This is a genomic window from Pseudomonas sp. PB105, assembly GCF_009764655.1.
In the GTDB taxonomy this organism is placed as follows: Bacteria; Pseudomonadota; Gammaproteobacteria; order Pseudomonadales; family Pseudomonadaceae; genus Aquipseudomonas; species Aquipseudomonas cyclaminis.
In genome coordinates, this window is record NZ_RWIO01000082.1 from 1 (window position 1) to 20914 (window position 20914).

Annotated in this window: 22 protein-coding genes, 1 tRNA gene and 1 pseudogene; 8 read left to right on the forward strand and 16 right to left on the reverse strand. The window is 59.7% G+C overall.

Going from position 1 to position 20914, the window contains the following annotated elements; genetic code table 11:
• The first annotated feature begins 347 nt into the window (after positions 1-347).
• Together EJD88_RS19450 and EJD88_RS19455 are read left to right on the forward strand one after the other, a co-directional pair.
• Positions 348-1535: a cyanate transporter gene (locus EJD88_RS19450; RefSeq protein WP_158878789.1), complete on the forward strand. Its 1188-nt coding sequence runs from the start codon at positions 348-350 to the stop codon at positions 1533-1535.
• Positions 1536-1672: 137 nt separating this feature from the next.
• Positions 1673-2608: a LysR family transcriptional regulator gene (locus EJD88_RS19455; protein WP_099587475.1), complete on the forward strand. Its 936-nt coding sequence runs from the start codon at positions 1673-1675 to the stop codon at positions 2606-2608.
• Positions 2609-2624: 16 nt separating this feature from the next.
• On the opposite strand, the gene EJD88_RS19460 is transcribed toward EJD88_RS19455, so the two are convergent.
• Positions 2625-2987, reverse strand: a complete 363-nt coding sequence (locus EJD88_RS19460) for a 5-carboxymethyl-2-hydroxymuconate Delta-isomerase (RefSeq protein WP_158878790.1) — start codon at positions 2985-2987, stop codon at positions 2625-2627.
• 45 nt (positions 2988-3032) lie between these two features.
• Positions 3033-3956 (reverse strand): LysR substrate-binding domain-containing protein, encoded by a 924-nt coding sequence (locus EJD88_RS19465; protein ID WP_099587477.1) that lies wholly within the window; start codon positions 3954-3956, stop codon positions 3033-3035.
• 245 nt (positions 3957-4201) lie between these two features.
• Between EJD88_RS19465 and EJD88_RS19470 the strand changes: the two genes are divergently transcribed.
• Both EJD88_RS19470 and EJD88_RS19475 read left to right on the forward strand, forming a co-directional pair.
• Complete coding sequence (locus EJD88_RS19470) at positions 4202-5506, forward strand: MFS transporter (RefSeq protein ID WP_099587478.1); 1305 nt, start codon at positions 4202-4204, stop codon at positions 5504-5506.
• On the forward strand, positions 5506-6264 hold the full coding sequence (locus tag EJD88_RS19475; RefSeq protein ID WP_099587572.1) for a substrate-binding domain-containing protein: 759 nt from the start codon (positions 5506-5508) through the stop codon (positions 6262-6264). The genes EJD88_RS19470 and EJD88_RS19475 overlap by 1 nt, the downstream gene beginning before the upstream one ends.
• Here EJD88_RS19475 and EJD88_RS19480 read toward each other — a convergent pair.
• The 9 genes and pseudogenes from EJD88_RS19480 to dapA form a co-directional block, all read right to left on the reverse strand.
• Complete coding sequence (locus tag EJD88_RS19480) at positions 6256-7158, reverse strand: LysR family transcriptional regulator (protein WP_099587573.1); 903 nt, start codon at positions 7156-7158, stop codon at positions 6256-6258. The genes EJD88_RS19475 and EJD88_RS19480 overlap by 9 nt on opposite strands.
• Before the next feature lie 118 nt (positions 7159-7276).
• Complete coding sequence (locus EJD88_RS27590; protein WP_371926571.1) at positions 7277-8140, reverse strand: methyl-accepting chemotaxis protein; 864 nt, start codon at positions 8138-8140, stop codon at positions 7277-7279.
• Positions 8135-8902: pseudogene (locus tag EJD88_RS27595) on the reverse strand (MCP four helix bundle domain-containing protein); the annotation flags it as partial. The pseudogene EJD88_RS27595 and the gene EJD88_RS27590, both read right to left, overlap by 6 nt.
• 171 nt (positions 8903-9073) lie before the next feature.
• Positions 9074-9328, reverse strand: coding sequence for a hypothetical protein (locus EJD88_RS19490; protein WP_099587480.1), 255 nt, complete (start codon positions 9326-9328; stop codon positions 9074-9076).
• A 262-nt stretch (positions 9329-9590) separates the two neighbouring features.
• Positions 9591-9680: transfer RNA gene (locus tag EJD88_RS19495), tRNA-Ser, on the reverse strand.
• An 83-nt stretch (positions 9681-9763) separates the two neighbouring features.
• Positions 9764-10477, reverse strand: coding sequence for a phosphoribosylaminoimidazolesuccinocarboxamide synthase (purC, locus tag EJD88_RS19500; protein WP_017736329.1), 714 nt, complete (start codon positions 10475-10477; stop codon positions 9764-9766).
• 27 nt (positions 10478-10504) lie between these two features.
• The gene (locus tag EJD88_RS19505) at positions 10505-11263 is read right to left on the reverse strand and encodes an MBL fold metallo-hydrolase (protein ID WP_099587492.1); all 759 of its coding nucleotides are present in this window, start codon (positions 11261-11263) and stop codon (positions 10505-10507) included.
• Between the two features lie 4 nt (positions 11264-11267).
• Complete coding sequence (bamC, locus tag EJD88_RS19510) at positions 11268-12383, reverse strand: outer membrane protein assembly factor BamC (RefSeq protein WP_099587493.1); 1116 nt, start codon at positions 12381-12383, stop codon at positions 11268-11270.
• Positions 12384-12400: 17 nt separating this feature from the next.
• On the reverse strand, positions 12401-13279 hold the full coding sequence (dapA, locus tag EJD88_RS19515) for a 4-hydroxy-tetrahydrodipicolinate synthase (protein WP_099587494.1): 879 nt from the start codon (positions 13277-13279) through the stop codon (positions 12401-12403).
• 272 nt (positions 13280-13551) lie between these two features.
• On the opposite strand from dapA, the gene EJD88_RS19520 reads away from it, so the two are divergent.
• Both EJD88_RS19520 and EJD88_RS19525 read left to right on the forward strand, forming a co-directional pair.
• Entirely contained in the window at positions 13552-14112 is a 561-nt protein-coding gene (locus tag EJD88_RS19520) for a glycine cleavage system protein R (protein WP_003172487.1), read from the forward strand.
• Positions 14113-14122: 10 nt separating this feature from the next.
• Complete coding sequence (locus tag EJD88_RS19525) at positions 14123-14593, forward strand: peroxiredoxin (RefSeq protein WP_158878792.1); 471 nt, start codon at positions 14123-14125, stop codon at positions 14591-14593.
• A 134-nt stretch (positions 14594-14727) separates the two neighbouring features.
• On the opposite strand, the gene EJD88_RS19530 is transcribed toward EJD88_RS19525, so the two are convergent.
• Entirely contained in the window at positions 14728-15798 is a 1071-nt protein-coding gene (locus EJD88_RS19530) for an AI-2E family transporter (RefSeq protein ID WP_027604314.1), read from the reverse strand.
• A gap of 30 nt (positions 15799-15828) precedes the next feature.
• Positions 15829-16068: a sulfurtransferase TusA family protein gene (locus tag EJD88_RS19535; RefSeq protein ID WP_010212198.1), complete on the reverse strand. Its 240-nt coding sequence runs from the start codon at positions 16066-16068 to the stop codon at positions 15829-15831.
• Positions 16069-16163: 95 nt separating this feature from the next.
• Between EJD88_RS19535 and EJD88_RS19540 the strand changes: the two genes are divergently transcribed.
• On the forward strand, positions 16164-17597 hold the full coding sequence (locus EJD88_RS19540; RefSeq protein ID WP_099587496.1) for a M48 family metalloprotease: 1434 nt from the start codon (positions 16164-16166) through the stop codon (positions 17595-17597).
• Between the two features lie 66 nt (positions 17598-17663).
• On the opposite strand, the gene EJD88_RS19545 is transcribed toward EJD88_RS19540, so the two are convergent.
• Complete coding sequence (locus EJD88_RS19545; protein WP_112194023.1) at positions 17664-19103, reverse strand: DegQ family serine endoprotease; 1440 nt, start codon at positions 19101-19103, stop codon at positions 17664-17666.
• Between the two features lie 25 nt (positions 19104-19128).
• Here EJD88_RS19545 and EJD88_RS27030 point away from each other — a divergent pair, with 25 nt between their 5' ends.
• Positions 19129-19308, forward strand: a complete 180-nt coding sequence (locus tag EJD88_RS27030) for a hypothetical protein (protein WP_162633354.1) — start codon at positions 19129-19131, stop codon at positions 19306-19308.
• Between the two features lie 29 nt (positions 19309-19337).
• Here the strand turns inward: EJD88_RS27030 and EJD88_RS19550 are convergent, their stop codons facing one another.
• Both EJD88_RS19550 and EJD88_RS19555 read right to left on the reverse strand, forming a co-directional pair.
• Positions 19338-20300, reverse strand: a complete 963-nt coding sequence (locus tag EJD88_RS19550) for a MucB/RseB C-terminal domain-containing protein (protein ID WP_158878793.1) — start codon at positions 20298-20300, stop codon at positions 19338-19340.
• 16 nt (positions 20301-20316) lie between these two features.
• Positions 20317-20904 (reverse strand): sigma-E factor negative regulatory protein, encoded by a 588-nt coding sequence (locus EJD88_RS19555; protein WP_099587499.1) that lies wholly within the window; start codon positions 20902-20904, stop codon positions 20317-20319.
• Between the last annotated feature and the right edge of the window lie 10 nt (positions 20905-20914).

Genomic DNA, 20914 nt, shown 5'->3' on the forward strand with positions numbered 1-20914 from the left:
GTCCCGCGCTGGGCTGCGAAGCAGCCCCATCAAAGCCACCGCGTTTTTTCAGAAAAACCAAGTTGCCTGGTTTTGGGGCTGCTGCGCAGCCCAGCGCGGGACAAGCCCGCTCACCACAGCGTTATGTATAAGCCTTTGAGAGTAGTGTAGATACCCATGCCCCGATAGCGGTGGATCAGTTACAGATGCTTAGACTGAAACACGGCTATCGGGGGCTTGCCCCCTCCCACATTTCGATTTGCGGTGTTTGTGGGAAATGCATTTTTTAGATACTCCCTGCGACTTTCTCATTTGCCCCCCGCCCCCATGCGTGGCCTGATTCGCCCTTGTTCACTCAAGGTCGGCCCATGGAAAACGTTCAGGCAAAACCCACCACCGCCGTTTGGCTGATGATCAGCGTGGTGCTGGTCGCCCTTAACCTGCGCCCGTCGATGGCGGCCGTGGGGCCATTGTTGTCGTCGATTCGTGGCGATGTGCCGTTGAGTTTCAGCAGCGCGGCGTTGTTGACCATGCTGCCGGTCATGGCCATGGGCCTGGCGATGTTCTTTGGCATGGGCCTGGCCAGGCGTTTCGGCGAGCACCGCAGCATTGTGCTGTCGCTGCTGGTGATTGGCGTGGCGACGCTGTCGCGGCTGTTTCTGGATTCGGCGCTGGAGCTGATCGTCAGCGCCATTGCAGCGGGGGTCGGTATTGCAATGATCCAGGCGTTGATGCCAGCGCTGATCAAGTCGCGCTTCAGCGATAACGTGTCACTGTTCATGGGCCTGTACGTCACCGCCATCATGGGCGGCGCGGCGCTGGCGGCTTCGTTCTCCCCTTTCGTGCAAATGCGCACCGGCAGCTGGCGTATCGGCCTGGCGATCTGGGCCGTGCTGGCGTTGCTCGCCCTGGTGTTCTGGCTCGCCCAGCGCTCAACTATGCCGCCATTGCCCCAGGCCGGTTCCGGCCCGCAGGCGTCATTTTTTGGCAACCGTCGTGCCTGGTTGCTGGCGATCTTTTTTGGCTTGGGCACCGCGTCCTACACCTGTGTTCTTGCGTGGCTGGCGCCGTACTACGTGGAGCAAGGCTGGAGCGAGCAGAACGCCGGGCTGCTGCTGGGCTTCCTGACGGCCATGGAAGTGGTCTCCGGCCTGATCACCCCCGCCATCGCCAACCGTCGCCGGGATAAACGCGGCGTGGTGGCGGTGTTGCTGGTGCTGATCATCATCGGTTTCTGCGGCCTGATTCTCAGCCCGCAAGCCCTGAGTTTGCTGTGGCCGTGCCTGCTCGGTCTGGGCATCGGCGGCCTGTTCCCCATGAGCCTGATCCTGTCCCTCGATCACCTGGACAACCCGCGCCGTGCCGGCGGCCTCACGGCCTTTGTGCAGGGCATCGGCTACCTGATTGCAGGCTTGTCGCCACTGATCGCCGGGATGATTCGTGACCAATTGGGCAGTTTCGAATGGGCCTGGTGGTCGCTGACAGCGGTGGTTGTACTGATGCTGCTGATCGTCACGCGCTTCAACCCAAGGCACTACGCGCACCATATCCGCTGAGGTCGTGTTGCAAACATTATTTGTCCCACGGCAAACATAGAAACGCCCTACAGAGCTTTCTATTGGCACGTACGTTCCGTTAAGCTTTTGCGCTGTCTTGTACTGAATTCGGTACAAAGGGTTTACGGACGAAACCGATGTTAAACAGTAACTTGCTCAGAAAACTCGATATGCAGGACTTGATGGTGTTTATCGCCGTCTACGACCAGAGCAGCGTTACCGAGGTGTCCGAAACGCTGTTCGTCAGCCAGTCCACCGTGAGCTACAGCCTGAAGAAGTTGCGCACCAGCTTTGAAGACGAGCTGTTTATCAACACCCGGGCGGGCATGCGTCCTACGTACAAGGCCACCACCATGTACGGCCATGTGCAGAAAATCCTCGAAAGCATCAACCTGTGCCACGCCGGTGGCCAGGCCTTCGATCCGACCCAGAAGGCGGTGACCTTCAACGTCTGTGCACCGGAATACTTCGAACAGTTGATCCTGCCGCGCCTGCTGAAAAGCTTCGACCGTGCTGACCTGCCGGTGATCGTCAATGTGCAGAAGCTGGAAACCCAGATCCCCGCCGATGACCTGCGCGAAGGCCGCCTGGACCTGGTGATCTGCTTCGGCCCGCACTTTCATCGCGCCCACAAAGACTTCAAGACCCAGATGCTGCTGGAGGACGACCTGGTGTGCGTCTTCGATAAACGCTCGGCGCCCAGGGAGCCGGCATTCAGCCTGCAATCCTTCGTCGAACGACGCCACGTGTTCCCCACGCCGTGGACCTCCGACACCAACATGATCGACGGCTGGCTGGCGCGCCAGGCCCACAAGCGTCATGTGGTTGCCCGGGCCAACAGCTACAGCGCCGCCTTGAAGATGATCACCGGCACCGACTTTATCGTCACCCTGCCGCGCCGCGTGCAAAAGCTGTTGGCGCCAGCGGCGGTGTTCGGCCATTGCGAGGCGCCCAACGGGTTGCCGGGGTTCACCCTGGACATGCAGTGGAACGAAACCAGTGAACAGGACAGTGCCAATACCTGGTTTCGCGAGCAGGTGGTGAAGGTCTGCGCAGACCAAGGATTACTCTAAGCCCTGCGCAAGGGTGTCAGCCGATGGCGGCTTTGCTGTAGGAATCACGGTCCATATCCACCAACTGGACGCTCAGTTGAACCTGTAAAGCCGCTGGCCAATCGCCGAGATCCTGCAACGCCGCCAGCAGGCTTTGCGACAACTGCTGCTTGACCTGCGGTGACCGCCCACTGAGCAGCGACAGCTTCACCGCGATAAAGCCACGTGGAATGAGGGAAGTGCCGACCTGAAAACTCTCAAGCTTCACCGCACGGCTTTTGATATCGAACTCGGAGCCGAACTGACCGGACGCCATCAGCACATTGTTGAGCCGCAACAGGGTTTTATCGACGGCCAGGTCTGTCAGGTTGGCGGTGTATTCCAGGTGCAGGTGTGGCATGGGTTGCTCCGAGCTTGTTGTAGGAAGATTCTTGAATATATCGCGTCAGGCCTTGGTGCCCAAGCCTCTATCGCTCATGAATGCCTCCAGTCGCGAGCGCACCCAACGCTCGGCCGGGTCGGTGTCGACGTGGCTGAGCCAGACCATGGACAAATCCAGCGTCGGCGTCTCGAACGGAAACGGCTCACAAAACAGATTGCCCGACACCGCCATGGCTTCGGCGGTGTAGTCCGGCAGGCTGGCGATCAGGTCGGTGCCGGCCAGCAAGGCAGGCAACGCGCTGTATTGCGGCACCGACAGCACCACGTGGCGCTTGCGGCCGATCTCGGCCAGCCACTCATCGGCAAACCCTGACACGTTGGCGGTGTGGGACACCAGCACATGGGGTCGTGAGCAATATTCATCAAGGGTCAGCGGCGTGTCCGAGGCATCGGCGCGCAGCAGTCGCGGGCGGATATGGCGCAGCAACTTGCGCTTGGCATTCGCCGGCAGGCCACGGGTTTGGGTAATGCCTACGGTGATGTCGCCGGACGCGAGCAGGTCGGGAATGCGCCAGTAATCCACATGCTGCACCACGAACACCACTTGCGGCGCCTCCTGGCGCAATGCGCGCAGCAGCGGCGGCAACAGACCGAACTCGACATCATCGGACAGCCCGATACGAAAGGTCATGGTGCTGATGGACGGATCAAAATCGTGGGTCAGGCTCAAGGCCGACGACAACGAATCCAGGGCCGGCGACAAATGCTGGATGATTTCCTCGGCGCGCGCGGTGGGCTCCATGCGATGGCCGACACGAATGAACAACGGGTCGTTGAACAAGGTACGCAGGCGGTTGAGGGCCGAACTGATGGTCGGCTGGCCGAGAAACAGCTTCTCGGCCACCCGCGTCACATTGCGCTCCAGCATCAGTGCTTCGAAGACCACCATCAGATTGATGTCGGCCTTGCGTAATTCATTGCGATTCATCGGCGCCTGCCCTTTCCCCAAGACAGGTCGCAGTGTAGAAAGCGCGGCGCGCGGCGTCTATGCGCATCGTGGGGTGCTCCGTCGCCACAGTGACCGCTACACAAAACGCTTCAGCATTTTCGATTGATAACTTGAGCGCATCAATAAATCCAAATCTTTCACTTATCATTTCTAAATGTGTCAGCCACTATCCTCAGTCTTAAGCGAAACAAGCACTTTAAAAAGAACGCTGGAGACACAAAACCATGACTAGCCCTTCCCGGCCCGACGCTGCCAGCTCGAAAATTGGCGCGGTATTTCGCGTTACTTCGGGCAACTTCCTCGAACAGTTTGACTTCTTTCTGTTCGGCTTCTACGCCACCTACATCGCGGCGGCGTTCTTCCCGGCCGCTAATGAGTTTGCGTCATTAATGATGACCTTCGCCGTGTTCGGCGCCGGCTTCCTGATGCGTCCCCTCGGCGCAATCATTCTGGGTGCCTATATCGACGACGTGGGTCGCCGCAAAGGGCTGATCGTAACGCTGTCGATCATGGCCAGCGGCACGCTGCTGATCGTGCTGGTGCCGGGTTATCACACCATTGGTCTGTGGGCGCCGCTGCTGGTGTTGCTTGGGCGCTTGCTGCAAGGCTTCTCGGCCGGTGCGGAACTGGGCGGCGTGTCGGTGTACTTGTCCGAGATGGCCACCCCCGGCCGCAAAGGCTTCTACACCAGTTGGCAGTCGGGCAGCCAACAGATCTCGATCGTGGTCGCCGCTGCGCTGGGTTACGGCCTGAACGTGTGGATGGAACCGGCGGTGGTTGCCGACTGGGGCTGGCGCATTCCGTTTGCCGTCGGTTGCGTGATCATTCCGTTTATCTTTGTGCTGCGTCGCAACCTGCAGGAAACCGAAGAGTTCGCCAACCGCAAGCATCGCCCGACCATGCGCGAAGTGCTGGCCACCCTGGTAAAAAACTGGACCGTCGTGATCGGCGGCATGCTGATGGTGGCCATGACCACCACCGCGTTCTACCTGATCACCGTGTACGCGCCGACCTTCGGCAAGACCGTGCTGCAATTGAGCACCTCCGACGCGTTGCTGGTGACCTTGTTGGTGGCGGTGTCGAACTTTGTCTGGCTGCCCATCGGCGGCACCTTGAGTGATCGCTTTGGCCGCAAGCCGGTACTGATCGCCATGACTGCGCTGACGGTTCTTACCGCGTATCCAGCTCTGTCCTACGTGGTAAATGCACCGAGCTTCGGCCATATGCTGGAGACCCTGCTGTGGTTCTCCTTCCTCTATGGCATGTACAACGGCGCGATGATCCCGGCGCTGACCGAAATCATGCCGGTGGAAGTGCGCGTGGCGGGCTTCTCCCTGGCCTATAGCCTGGCAACCGCGATCTTCGGTGGCTTTACCCCGGCGATCTCCACCTGGTTCATCCACATCACCGAAGACAAGGCTTCGCCGGCCTACTGGATGATGTTTGCGGCAGTGTGTGCGCTGTGTTCGACCCTGGCGTTATACCGCCGCGCCAACACGCGCGGGCAGGTGATGCAGGGGGCGGCATGATGCAGCCTCTGTTCAAGACCCTGGCGGGCCTGGCCCTTGGCGCGCTGGCGCTGACGGCCCAGGCCGAGGAGCTCAAGGTGATGACCTCCGGTGGTTTCACCGCCGCCTATAAATTGCTCGGCCCGCAGTATGCCCAGCGCAGCGGTGACACCCTCGATACCATTCTCGGCCCGTCCATGGGCAAGGCGCCGGAAGCGATTCCCAACCGCCTGGCCCGGGGCGAACACGCCGATGTGGTGATCATGGTCGGCTACGCCCTGGATGACTTGATCAAACAAGGCAAGGTCGACCCGGCGTCCCGCGTGGAACTGGCGGACTCGCGCATCGGCCTGGTGGTGAAGGCAGGCGCGGCGAAACCCGCCATCAGCACCGACGCAGAATTGAAAGCGGTGCTGAGCAAGGCCAAATCAGTGGCCTACTCGGACAGTGCCAGCGGTGTGTATGTCGAGAAAGAGCTGTTCAAGAAGCTCGGCATGCCGGCCAAGGGCACGATGATCGAACGCATCCCGGTGGCTGAACAGGTGGCCAAAGGTGACTACGAAGTGGGTCTACAGCAAGTAGCGGAATTGTTACCGGTAGCTGGCGTGACCTATGTGGGAAAAATTCCCGAAGACGTGCAATCAGTGACGCGCTTTGCCGCAGGCATTCCGGTGAACGCCGAACACCCCGCGCAGGCCAAGGCGCTGCTGAAGTACCTGGCGTCGCCCGAGGCGCAACCGGTGGTGCAATCCACCGGCCTGGACTCGGTGTCACGCTGACCGAAACGGCATCTCCCGCACCAACCGCTCCAACTCCAGCGCCGCCGGCGGCAATGTCCGCCCGCGGCGTTTGATCAAGCCCACATTGCGCATCACCTGCGGCTCTACCAGCGGCACACTGACCAGAATCGGGTGTTCGCACGCCGGCATCGCAATCGATGGCACCATCGCCACCCCCAGCCCCGCTTCCACCAGACCAATCATGGTGGTCACGTGGTGCGTCTCGCAGATACTCGGCTTCTTCACTCGCACGCCGCGCAAGGCCTGGTCCAGCAGGAAGCGGTTACCCGAGGTCTTGTCCACGGTGATGTAGTCGTGCTCGTAGGCTTCGGCCCAGGTCACGCTGTCCCGTTCTGCCAACGGATGATCACGCCGACAGGCCAACACGTAGCGCTCCTGCAACAGCAATTCGAACTCCACTTCATCGGCCAGGCTGCCGCTGAAACTCACGCCAAAATCCGCCTCGCCACTTTCCACCGCCTGGCACACTTCGCCAGCACTGGCGTCCAGCACCCGCAGGCGAATCTTCGGATACAGTTTGTGGAATTCGGAGATCACATGGGGCATGAAGTAGTACGCGGTCGAGGGCACGCAGGCGATGGTGACATTGCCCATGCGCGTGGACGCGACGTTACTGATGCCCATCAGCGCGATGTCGAGGTCGTCGAGCATGCGCTCGACTTGCGGCAGGAAGGCACGGCCCACCATGGTCAGGCTGACCCGCCGCGTGGTGCGTTCGAACAGCTTCACGTCGAGGGCGGATTCGAGTTTTTCGATGCGTCGGCTGAGGGCCGGTTGCGAGATACGGATGGCCTCGGCGGCGCCGCGAAAACTGCCCTTGTCCACCACGGCGCGGAAGGCTTGGAGGTCGTTGAGGTCGAAGTTGATGATCACGGGAGTCGCCAGTGTGGTCGATTTGACCGGCATTATCTTACGAATGCGTTTTCGCATGGCCCACGCGCATTGAAAAAAAACGCACCTGCGTAGGCTGCACGCCCTCAACCTGACCTCACTACAACTGAAACCGTGCGACCGCGTCGTTGAGCGCCACCGCCAACCGCGCCAGCTCCTGGCTTGAGCCATTGATCTGCCCGGCGCCGGAAGACGATTGCGCCGACAGGTCGCGGATATTGACGATATTGCGGTCCACTTCCTTGGCCACCTGGGCTTGCTCCTCGGCAGCGCTGGCGATGACCAGGTTGCGTTGATGAATCTGGTCGATGGAGTTGGTGATCTGACTCAAGGCGCCACCCGCCCCTTCGGCCAGGGTCAGGGTGTCGGCGGCGCGCTGGGAGCTCGACTGCATGGAGGTCAATGCATCGTTGGAGCCGGTGCGCATGGCAGTGACCATCTGATCGATTTCAAGGGTCGATTGCTGGGTGCGATGGGCCAGTGCACGAACCTCATCGGCGACCACCGCGAAGCCACGCCCGGACTCACCGGCCCGCGCCGCCTCGATGGCGGCGTTAAGTGCCAGCAGGTTGGTCTGCTCGGCGATGGAACGAATCACATCGAGCACCTTGCCGATGTCCCGCGATTGCTCAGCCAAGTTCTGCACCAGGGTCGAAGTCTCGCCGATATTGCTGCTCAGGGCCTGAATCGCGCTGACCGTTTCACCGACGCGGTGCTGGCCTTCACGGGCGGTTTCATTGGACAGGCGGGTGGATTCGGAGGTGGACACCGCATTGCGCGCGACTTCTTCAGCGGCCGAAGTCATTTCATTGACCGCCGTCGCCGCCTGCTCGATCTCAGCCGTCTGCTGTTGCAGGCTGCGGCTGCTCTGGTCGGTAATGCCGTTGAGGTCGGTGGCAGAGGCCGCCATCTGTGCCGCCGACTGCCGGATCAGTTGCAAGGTGCTGCGCAGGCTGCCTTGCATGGAGTGCAGGGCTACGAGCAGGCGGGTTACCTCGTCGTTTCCACTGACCTCCACCGTCTGGGTCAGGTCGCCTCGGGCCACGTTTTCGGCTGCGCGCATGGCCTGCCCCAACGGACCGACAATGCTACGCGTGAGGAGCCAGGCCAGGGCCACCGTGCTCAGGCCCGCCAGGATCACGAAGCCAAACACCATGGTGCGCGAACGACTGTACTGCGACTCGGCCGCCTGCCCCTGTTGGTTGATCTGGGCGTTGTAGTAGTCGGCGAGTGCGTTGAGCTGGGCGCCGGAGCCATCGACCACAGTTTTCATGTCCACCAGCAGCAGCTTGTTGAGTTCGGCGCCCTGCTGTTTATCGGCAAGGATGAACGACTGCGCCAAGCCCTGTTGGTACTGGCGCAGCGAAACCTGGAACTGGTCATAGAGCGTGCGCACCTCAGGCGTGTCGATCACCTTATCGAGGTCAGCCAGCCGTTTCGTCAGGTCCTGGCTGCGGGTATCCATCTGACTGCGGTATTGCGGGAGGCTCGTAGGGCTGGGGTCCAACGCCATCCGCAAAGAAATCGTACGAATGCGCAACATGATCTCGCGAATGTCAGCCACCAGCCGCATCTTCGGCACCAGCCCGCTTTCCACCTGCACCGCACTGGCGCGGATACTTGCCATGTTCGACAGCGCAAAAAAACCCAGCAGGGCCACGAGCAAAGCAATCAAGGCAAAACCCAAACCCGCACGGCGGGCGATGGACAGGCTGCGAAGGGACATTTAGGGGAGCACTCTTATTAGGGATACGACATCGTATGACAGCATTTCGGCCGCGTGAGGGAGGACTTTAGGCGGGACGGAAACTGATGAGCATTCCTAGTGAAAAATGGACAGCCTTAGCCAAGTAAGGCGGTCCATGAGTAAAGAGTTCTTTGGCCAGAGGGTCTTAGCTCAGCTTCTGCGCTCTTTATTGGATTGAGAGAGGACCGACGCGGCAAGGGCTTTCGTCTCATCGCTGTACTTATCACTGTGAAGCGCCTTGCCAGCTTTCGCCTCCATCTCCGCACTTGTCTGCTTATACGTACCACTCTGGGCCAGTGCTGACGCGGCAAGACTTTTGGCGATGGCTGAAGCCTTCGGATTACCGAGGGTTTCAGCTGCGAGGGTCGCCATTTTTTCGGAGGTTTGTTTTGTGTTCTTGCTCATTACGCATTTCCTTTGCCGTTTGAGGTGAGACACACGTGACAACGAAGCCAGAGCCCTGAACGTAGGGCCTGTCTCGCACAAACCAAACGATAGTGAAGTGCAGGCGGGGCCACAACGGTATACCTGTAGGCAGCATCGTGGAAACACAGAAGAAAGGTGCATCCGTTGAGTAGTACGAATTTCGAATGGCAAACGGCCCAAGCAAACGCCGGAAACGAAAAAGCCCCGTAGCTTATTCAGCTACGGGGCTTGTTCTGTGTAATGGCGGAGAGATAGGGATTCGAACCCTAGGTACCGGTGAAGGTACAACGGATTTCGAATCCGTCCCATTCGGCCACTCTGGCATCTCTCCAACGGCGCGCATCATAACAGCGTGAATCAGGAAAGCAAAGCGCCGAAGCGATTTTTTTCCGTGCTATCAGATGCTTGCGTCGATTACAGCGGTACGCCGAGACGATTGGCGACTTCTTCGTAGGCTTCGATAACGTCACCGAGGCCTTGGCGGAAGCGGTCTTTGTCCATCTTCTTCTTGGTGTCCTTGTCCCACAGGCGGCAGCCGTCCGGGCTGAATTCGTCGCCCAGGACGATGGAGCCGTCGTGGAATACGCCGAATTCCAGTTTGAAGTCGACCAGCAGCAGGCCGGCGTCGTCGAACAGTTTGTTCAGCACGTCGTTGACCTTGAGGGACAACTCTTTCATGCGGGCCAGTTGTTCAGCGGTGCCCCAGCCGAATGCCACGACGTGGGACTCGTTGATGAACGGGTCGCCCTTGGCGTCGTCTTTCAGGAACAGTTCGAAGGTGTAAGGATTGAGCTTGAGGCCCTCCTCCACACCCAGGCGCTTGACCAGGCTGCCGGCGGCGTAGTTACGTACGACGCATTCGACCGGGATCATGTCCAGCTTCTTCACCAGGCACTCGTTGTCGCCCAGCAGTTTGTCGAATTGGGTCGGAATACCGGCCTCTTCGAGTTTCTGCATGATGAAGGCGTTGAACTTGTTGTTCACCATGCCTTTGCGATCAAGTTGTTCGATGCGCTTGCCGTCGAACGCCGAAGTGTCGTTGCGAAACAGCAGGATCAGGCGGTTGGCGTCGTCGGTCTTGTACACCGACTTGGCTTTGCCGCGGTAGAGTTCTTCACGTTTTTCCATGATGGGCTCCGCTTTGAGTGAGGTGGGCTAGGCGATATGTCGCCAGTCGAGCCCTGAATCTTGATCGGCCAGTTGCAGCCAGTCCGGGTCGCACCCGAGGGTGTCGACAAAACATTGCCGGGCAAGCGTCGGCAGGTTGTTCTTGCTGCTCAGGTGGGCCAGGACCAGGTGTTGCAGGTCTTGCCAGCCCAACTCATACACCAGGTACGCCGCCTGATGGTTGTTCAAATGTCCCAGTTCGCCGCCCACCCGCTGCTTGAGAAAGTAGGGGTAGTGACCGCGAGCCAGCAGGTCTCGGCAGTGGTTGGACTCGATCATCAAGGCATCGAGGTTCCGGTAACCGTCCAGCACCTTCGCGCAGTAGGAACCCAAGTCGGTCAGCACGCCGAAGCGCCGCTGGCCATCACTGAATACATACTGCGTCGGCTCCTGGGCGTCGTGCGCCACGGCAATCACATCGATGCTCAAGGCGCCGATTTGCAATTGCTCACCGCCAGCCAGGAAACCTGCGGGTTCAATGGGTTTGCGCATCCCGCGCAAGGTGCCGCGACTCAGGTACACCGGAAGATTGTAGCGCCGAGACAGCAAACCCACGCCATGCACGTGGTCGGCATGTTCGTGGGTCACCAGAATCGCGCTCAGCTGCGCGGGGTGAACCCCCAGGCGCAGCAGGCGCCGCTCGGTTTCTTTTAACGAGAAACCACAATCCACCAATACGTACGTGTCGTCGTGGGCGACCAGCGTGCCGTTCCCTTGGCTACCGCTACCGAGAACAGCAAAACGCATCGGATCAGCCCAGGTTGTCCTGAATCACACCCAACACTTTGCGCGCTGTTTCAGCTGGCGCAACGGTGTTGATGTTCTTCTCGACGGTGACCTGCACGGTCTCGCCAACCTTGCTCAAGCGAACCTGATAACGCTCGGCGCGGGTCTCGATTTCTTCCTTGGTCGGCTGGCTGCCGAACAGCTTGCCGAAGAAACCAGGCTCGTCGTCTTTACGCTCGGCCTTTTCAGCCACGTTGATGTAGTAGAGGCCCAGGCTGCGGTTGATGTCTTCAACACGCCAAGGGCCCTGCTCCAGGGCGCGACCGACGCTGGCCCAGGCACGATCCAGGTCTTCGCCCAGGTTCAGCACCACGTTGCCGCTGCCGTCCTCGGTGAGGCTGACGCGGCTCGGGGTGTCGTAATCACGGGCGGCGAGCAGGGAAACGGAACCGCCCTTCTCGGAGATACGGCTCATGCTGGCCAGCATTTCGTCGACCAGCGCCGAGTCAACGCCGGTGTTGACCGAGCGGTTGGTGAAGTCGACGTTGGCCGTGCTGCCGGCAGGACGCTCGGCGCTCACGACGTAGACTTCACTGGTGTTGCGCTGCACGCCTGGCTCGATGCGCACGCGCACGCGGGCTTCACTGTCGGCGGCTACACCACCGGCCTGCAAGCGTTTGGCCATCGTGGCGGACAGCTCGTTGCCTTGCTGCCATGCCGTGGTGAATTCACCGGTCTGCGGGCGCTGCTCGTCAATACGGAAACCGTTGTCCTGGAAGAACTGCACGGCCACTGGCCAGACTTCGGCAGGTGGACGCTGAGCCACGATCCAGCGGGAATCACCGCTCTTCTGCAAGCTGTAGTCGCTGGCGTCCGCCACGGCCGAGATCGGCTGCGGACGTGGCACCACGTACTCACCTTTAGTGGTGTCGTCGGCGACGTTGCGTGGAATCGGCAGCAACGGATCGAGGCGCTTGGCGACGTTGACGTCCGGCGGCAATTGCATCGGTTTGGTTGCTTGTGCTTCCAGGTAATCGCTGCCGCGGTCACGGAAGTAGCCTTCCGGGCCCCAGATCCAACCGCAGCCACTGGTGCTGGAGATAATCAAGGCAAGTGCGGAAAGTCCGGCCAATCGCTTCATGCGTAGTGCTTCCTCAATTAAACCAGGACGCCGGACTGGCGCAGGGCCTGTCGCAGCGGTTCGTGACAGGCTTCGCTGAGGCGGGTGAGCGGCAGACGGATACCGTCCGGCATCAGGCCCATCTCGAACAGCGCCCATTTCACGGGAATAGGGTTGGACTCGATAAAGAGTGTCTTGTTGAGCGGCATCAGCTTCTCGTGGATCGCACGAGCAGTGGCTGCATCGCCGGCAATGGCGGCGGCACACATATCGCTCATGGCGCGCGGGGCCACGTTGGCAGTCACGGAGATGTTGCCCTTGCCGCCCAGCAGGATCAGCTCGACAGCGGTGGCGTCGTCACCGGAATACACCAGGAAATCGCTGCTCACGCCGGCCAGGATGTCCTTGGCGCGCTGCAGGTCGCCGGTGGCTTCCTTGATTCCGATGATGTTCGGTACGGTAGACAGGCGGATCACGGTCGCGGCCTGCATGTCGCACGCGGTGCGACCCGGTACGTTGTAGAGGATCTGCGGGATCTGCACAGCTTCGGCAATGGCTTTGAAGTGCTGGTACAAGCCTTCCTGGGTCGGCTTGTTGTAGTACGGGGTCACCAGCAGGCAGGCGTCGGCGCCGGCCTTCTTGGCGTTCTTGGTCAGCTCGATCGCTTCACGCGTCGAGTTGGCGCCCGTACCGGCAATGACGGCAATACGGCCCGCGACACGCTTGACCACGAACTCGATCACCTGGATGTGTTCTTCCACATCGAGGGTGGCCGATTCACCTGTGGTGCCGACCGCCACAATGGCGTTGGTGCCTTCTTGCAGGTGGAAGTCCACCAGTTTGCCCAGGCTGTCCCAGTCGAGATGACCTTGTGCATCCATGGGTGTGACCAGTGCCACCATACTGCCCGCAATCATGCAACCGCTCCTGCCGGAAAAAGAGAGCCGTAATGGTACTGGCGCCAAGATGCTTGTACAAGCGAAGTACCGCGTGAGGATGCGTTATGGGGCAACTAAACGATGGGCAATGCCATCATTGGATGAACGCAAGGGTTACAGCAGGGTGTAATCACGCCGTTCACGTAATGAAAACGCCACCTCCTATCCCTTGGCGGCGCTTTTCGCTACCCTTCATGCTTTGATCGATACGGCTCTCAGAGTATCGACCGCTCATCGTTTAGGAAGGCTGCATGTCCACCCCCACAGTTCGCGAACAATTCCTTGTTATCAGTGCCCTCGGCGCCAACCCCATGGAGCTGACCAACGTCCTGTGCCGCGCCAGCCATGAAAACCGCTGCGCCGTCGTGACTTCCCGCCTGACCCGCCACGGCGAGTGCAGTGCGCTGGTCCTGCAGATATCCGGCACCTGGGACGCCCTGGCACGCCTGGAAACCGGCCTGCCGGGCCTGGCCAAGAAGCATGACTTCACCGTCAATGTTGTGCGCAGCGCCGCGCTGGAAAATCGCCCGCAAGCGCTGCCATACGTCGCTTACGTCAGCTCAGCCTACCGCTCGGACATCGTCAATGAGCTGTGCCAGTTCTTTATCGACCACAACGTCGAATTGGAAAACCTGACCTGTGACACCTACCAGGCCCCGCAAACCGGCGGCACCATGCTCAACGCCACCTTTACCGTGACCTTGCCGGCCGGTGTGCAGATCAGTTGGCTTCGCGACCAGTTCCTGGATTTCGCCGACGCCCTGAACCTAGACGCGTTGATCGAACCATGGCGCCCACAGAACCCAATGTAAGGAAGTACCCATGGCAGTAGTCATCGACCAACCCGTAGCCGACTTCGAAGCCCAGGCCACCAGTGGCCAGACCTTCAGCCTTGCCGCCCTCAAGGGCAAGCAGGTGGTGATCTACTTCTATCCGAAGGACAGCACTCCGGGCTGCACGACCGAAGGTCAGGGTTTTCGTGACCACTACGCGGCGTTCAAGGCGGCCAACACCGAAGTGTTTGGCGTGTCGCGCGACAGCGTGAAGTCCCACGAGAACTTCAAGGGCAAGCAGGAATTCCCCTTTGAGCTGATCAGCGACAAGGACGAAGCGGTCTGCCAGCTGTTTGATGTGATCAAACTCAAAAAACTGTATGGCAAGGAATACCTTGGCGTTGATCGCAGCACCTTCCTCATCGACAAGAATGGCGTGCTGCGTCAGGAATGGCGTGGGGTGAAAGTGCCTGGGCATGTGGATGCCGTATTGGCAGCAGCACAGACTCTGAACAGCTGACTATTGTAGTGAGCGGGCTTGCCCCGCGCTGGGCTGCGTAGCAACCCTAAAACCAAACGCCGCGTTCTTTCTGTAAGAACGCGGCGTTTTTTATCGGGGCTGCTCCGCAGCCCAGCGCGGGGCAAGCCCGCTCACTACAATAATGGCGCAACAACGGGCTCCTGCCGAGGCCATGCATCCAGCACCGCCTTGAACAGCGTTGCCAGGGGAATCGCAAAGAACACTCCCCAGAATCCCCACAACCCGCCAAACAACAACACCGCGCAGATGATCGCCACCGGGTGCAGGTTGACCGCCTCCGAGAACAGCAGCGGCACGAGCACGTTGCCATCCAGTGTCTGGATGATCCCGTACACCGCCATCAAGTAGATGAACTGGTCACTCCAGCCCCACTGGAACAGCGCAATCAGTGTCACCGGCACCGTCACCACCACCGCACCGACATAGGGCACCACCACTGAAATACCGACCAGCAATGCCAGCAAGGCCGCGTAATTCAGGTCCAGGGCAATAAAGGCGATGTAGGTAACGCCGCCGCAGATGATGATTTCGATGACTTTGCCACGAATGTAGTTGGCGATCTGGCGATTCATCTCCTCGGCCACCCGCGTGATCAGCGCTCGCTCACGCGGCAGGTAGCCACTCACCCAGCGTCCGATCATTGCGCGGTCCTTGAGGAAGAAGAACACCAGGATCGGCACCAGCACCAGATAGATCATGATGTTGACCAGCAGCGGCAGACTGGACAGGGAAAACGTCAGCGCCCACTGCCCGAATTTTCCGATTTCGCCGCGCGCCACTTCGATAGCCTGCAACACCTGCTCATCCGACACCAGATGCGGGTAGCGCTCCGGTAACAGCAGCAACAGCGACTGCCACTTGGCAAGCATGCCCGGCAGCTCATTGAACAGCGTAATCAGTTGATGCCACAGCAGCGGCAACACCACTACGACAAACACCACCAGCAGCCCCATGAACAAGGCAAATACCAACCCCACCGCCGCACCACCCGGCAAGCGCAGGCGTTCAAGGGTAGTGACCAAGCCCTGCATCAGGTAAGCCAGCACCATCCCCGCGAGTACGGGCGCCAGCATGCCGCCCAGGGTGAGCACGGCAGTAAAGGCCAGGAACAGCAGGACGGCCAGCACCACAGCCTCTTCATCGGAGAAGTAGCGCTGGATCCAGTCTCGTAACACTTTGAACATCAATCAACCTCGGTTGGTAGGGGCAGCGGCTCAGGCCTTGCGCAACCAGTAACGGTAAACACCGGCAGCATCTTCTTCATGCAGCAGCGTATGGCCGGCCAGTTTGGCAAAGGTGCGGAAATCGCGCTGGGAGCCTGCGTCCGTGGCGATCACCTTGAGCACAGCACCGCTGGCCAATCGATTCAATTCCAGCTTGGCCTTCAGCAAAGGCAACGGGCAATTGAGGCCGCTGGCGTCAAGCTCGGCATCAAAGGCTACAGCGTCGGTCATGGGTTTACTCCGGGCAAGCGTTCGGGGCGCTTAGAATATCTGGTCCGACGCTCAGTGTCCGGCTACAGTAACCTCTTTGTCCAAAGGCTCTGTGCATGACTTTTTTGCGCCCTACCCTGCTGACGCTGGCTTGCCTGCTGGCCTCTCCGGGCTTTGCTGACGACCTGCCGTCGCTTGGCGACGCCAGTTCTGCCATTGTCTCGCCACAACAGGAATTTCAATTGGGCCGTGCCTGGCTGGCTTATCTGCGCGGGCAGGTTTCCCAACTGAACGACCCGCAACTCAAGGATTACGTCGAAACTAGCGTGTACAAGCTGGTAGAAACCAGCCAGGTGAACGACCGACGCCTGGAGTTCATCCTGATCAACAGCCCGCAGCTCAACGCCTTTGCCGCGCCAGGCGGCATCGTCGGCGTGAACGGCGGCCTGTTTCTCAACGCCCAGACCGAAGGCGAATACGCCTCGGTGCTGGCCCACGAATTGGCTCACTTGTCCCAACGTCACTTCGCCCGGGGTGTTGAAGCGCAACAGCGCATGCAAATCCCGATGATGGCCGCCCTGCTTGGCGGCATCATCGCGGCAGCCGCCGGCGCAGGCGATGCGGGCATTGCTGCGATTGCCGGCACCCAGGCGGCGGCGATCCAGGAACAACGGCGGTTTTCTCGGCAGAATGAACAAGAGGCGGACCGTATCGGCATCGTCAACCTGGAGAAAGCCGGTTACGACCCGCGCTCCATGCCGACGATGTTCGAGCGTTTGGGACGCCAATACCGCTTCGACGCCAAGCCACCGGAATTCCTTCTGACGCACCCGGTCACCGAATCGCGGATCGCCGACACCCGCAACCGCGCCGAGCAATCCAAGCCCGGTGGCAAGGAGGACAGCCTGCGCTACCAACTGATCCGCGCACGGGTGCAGCTGCAATATGAGGACACCTCGGGACTCGCCGCCAAGCGCTTCCAGGCGCAACTGGACGAGAACCCGAAAAACGATGTGGCGCGCTATGGCTTGGCCATCGCCCAAATCAAGGCCTCACAGTTCAAGCTGGCGCGAGAGAGCCTGCAGCCCTTGCTGGCCAAGGCACCCAATGACATCACGTACAACCTGGCGCAGATCCAGCTGGATATAGACAACAGCCATCTGCCCGATGCCCAGCAACGCACCGATCGGATGTTGACCCAATACCCTGGCAACTACCCACTGAATCAGATCCGGGTCGACTTGCTGCTGAAACAGAATCGTACAGCCGACGCGGAAAAGGCCTTGGATGGCTTACTCAAGTCCCGTCCAGACGATCCAGACGTGTGGTATCAAGTCGCCGAGACCCGTGGGTTGTCAGGCAACATCATCGGCCTGCATCAAGCACGCGCCGAATACTTTGCCCTGGTGGGTGACTTCCAGCAGGCGATTCAGCAATTGGACTTCGCCAAGCGCCGCGCGGGCAGCAACTTCCCGCTGTCGTCACGTATCGACGCACGCCAACGTGAACTGATCGAACAGGAACGTCTGGTAAAAGGGATGATGGGCTAAACCCATCACCCATAAAAAGCCCCGCCATCGTTAACCGACGGCGGGGCTTTTTATTGGCTTAGCGGATTACTCGGCCAGCTTGAAGGTAATGAAGCTGGCACGCCCCTGACGCAGCACACGCATCGACACCGAGCGATTCTTCGGCAGCGCTTTGGCGATGTCGGTGAACTGCTTGGTGGTGTCGATTGCTTGATTGTTCAGGTGGGTGATCACGTCGCCTGGCTGCAGGCCGATCAAGGCAGCGGGGCCATCCTGCACTTCCTTGATCACTACGCCGCCCTTGAGGTCGAAAGTTTTCTTCTGCTCGTCGGTCAGCTCAACCACTGCAATACCCAGGCGGTTACTGCTGCGCTCAGCCCCCGGCTTGTTATTGCCCAGGGCGTCCAGGGTGGCACCCTCTTCAGGGATGGCGCCTACGGTCAGCTCAACGTTCTGGCGCTTGCCCTCACGAATCACTTCCAGCTTGGCCTTGCTGCCCGCCTTCAGTGCACCTACCAGATGTGGCAGGTCTGCCGACATGACAATCGGCTGGCCATTCATGCTCAGGATCACGTCGCCGACTTGCAACCCGCCTTTGGCGGCAGGGCCATCATCCTGGATCTGTGCAACCAGCGCGCCGGCCGGCTTGTCGAGACCGAAGGACTCAGCGAGGTCTTTGTTCACTTCCTGGATTACTACGCCCAACCAGCCACGGCTGACCTTGCCACCACTTTTCAGCTGGTTGGAAACATCCATGGCCACGTCGATCGGGATAGCGAACGACACGCCCATGAAGCCGCCGGAGCGGGTGTAGATCTGCGAGTTGATACCCACCACTTCACCGGCCAGGTTGAACAGCGGACCACCTGAGTTACCCGGATTGATCGGCACGTCGGTCTGGATGAACGGCACGTAGTTTTCGTTCGGCAGGCTGCGGCCAATGGCGCTGACGATGCCCTGGGTCACAGTGTGGTCAAAACCAAACGGCGAACCGATGGCCACAACCCACTGCCCAGCTTTCAGGTCCTGGGATTTGCCCAATTTCAGCACCGGCAGGTCCTTGCCTTCGATCTTCAGCAGCGCAACGTCGGAACGAGGATCGGTACCCACCAGCTTGGCTTTCAGCTCGCTACGGTCGGCCAGGCGCACGAGAATCTCATCGGCGTCGGCAATTACGTGGTTGTTGGTGAGGATATAGCCATCAGGGGAAATGATGAAGCCCGAGCCCAGGGACTGCGCTTCACGCTGACCGCCACCGCCGCCACGAGGCGTGCGGGGTTGTGGCATGCCTCGCTCGAAGAACTCGCGCAACATCGGCGGCAGGCCTTCCAGGTCAGGCATCTGCTGATTCGACACTTTGCGATCCGGCAGTTTCTGCGTGGTGCTGATGTTCACTACGGCTGGCGAGGCTTGCTCAACCAATTGGGTGAAATCAGGCAACTCGACCGCTTGCGCAGGCACGGCCTGGCCCAGCACAAGCACCGTTGCGACGATGGATAGGTAGGATTTCAAACGTGGTATCGACATACAGCTCCCGTTACGACGAGCAGGGTTGAGCGACAGGGTTCAAGAAACGCCGAAAACTGCGACCGACATTTTTGTTCCGCGAACAAAACAAGGCCAGAGCCGACAAGCCCTGACCTATAAAAAACATGGGGGATTTTTGCAAGTGAAAATGCTGATCCAGACATTTCATGCTCTCGGCAGCCAACCTGGCATGGACGTACAGTGAAAGAGCCGGATGAACATAGGATTAACAACTCACGGCTGGGTGGAGGCCTTTTTTTCACCGCGCACCGACAGCGCGATACGCTCGGCGGTACCGATAGGAATTTCACCAACGACCGTCACCATCATTTCGCCGTCCACCGTATTAAGACGACGGGACACTGCAACCGTAGGGCCTAACTGGGTGCGAGTCTCGGTCACGCTCACATCGCTGATCGGTTCAAGAAACACCGAAAAGCGCGCCAGCCCATCTTCATACATCAGACTGTCGACCGTGACTTTGGTATGGGGATCCTTGCGCGCACTGCTATTGGCCAACTGAAAACCCGGTGGCAACCACTCCAAGTGCCAAGCCTCGGTGGGCTCGACTTCTGGCGCCTTTGTGTCGGCGACGGCAATCGATGTGCACTCGCTGCTGGGCTGCAAGTCTCGATCACTGGGCGCGGTGGACGTATCCAGGCGGGTGAACTGAAAGCGCTCCAGCAACTGACCTTGATCGTTCAGCAACAAGGATTTAAGTGGCAGTGCGGTCTCGCGATCCAGGTGAAGTTCAAACCCATAACGGTATTGATCACGCGGCGCGATCGACACAATGACCGCATTACGACCGGCCACGCGGGATTTTCCGATGACGGCCAGCTCATAGAATTGATTGAGTTTTTGCGGATCAAGGGAGCGCGAAGGGGCATCAGGCGAATTGCCAAGGCCGGCGACCAGCGTGCCGCTGACACATCGGGTACGACCATCCACTCGCACAACTTCCTGTGCAGAACCATCAAGCTGCAAAAGCCGCTCGCGGACCTGACCATTCTGGACGCGATGCCAGATGTCATGGGTGGAAAAACTGCCGTTACGCTCGTAGACGAACGTCCCTTCAAAGCTTTGTTTCTGCTCGGCACGCCCAAGTCGAGTCAGCCAGTCTTGGGCTTCATCGGCATGGGCGGGTAGTGCAAACCAACCACAAAGCAACAGCGTAAGGAGCGGTATGGCGCGCATAATGCTCCCTAGCGGTTTAGCGGTTTTCCAGGCTTGCAGCGCGAGCGTATGGCAGAGCGCTTTCAGTGCCTTTCAGGGCCGATTCCTGTGCGTGTTGGCGCAGGTAACCTGGAAGACGCTGATCTTGCCAGCCGGATTGCCCTTGAAGTACACCGTTGGCCATAGGACCGGTGGTGTCCGAGCTTTCCTTGTAGCCTGCCAGTACTGCTGGGCCTTTGACTTGCGGACCGGCCATGACCGGTTGCTGAGTCTGTTGGGCCAGTTCGGCACCAGCAATATCGTCCTGGTTGTACAGGCGAACACCGGCAAGCACTGCAACTGTCACCGAGGCAGCGACTGCCAGGCGACCGAGGCTACGCCAAGGACCACGAGCAGCTTTTGCCGGAACGGCTTCATCGGCCAGCGCAGCAGAAACGGCCGCAGCAATATCCAGACGAGGGATTAGAAGATCCTTGTGCATCACCGCCCGAGCGACTTGGTAACGAGACCAGGTATCACGGGTTTCGGCATCATCAAATGCGTTGAGCACTCGACGAAGTTCCAGTTCATCCGCTTCGTTATCCATCACTGCGGACAGCGATTCCTGCAGGGCATCACGACTCATGGCGGTTCCT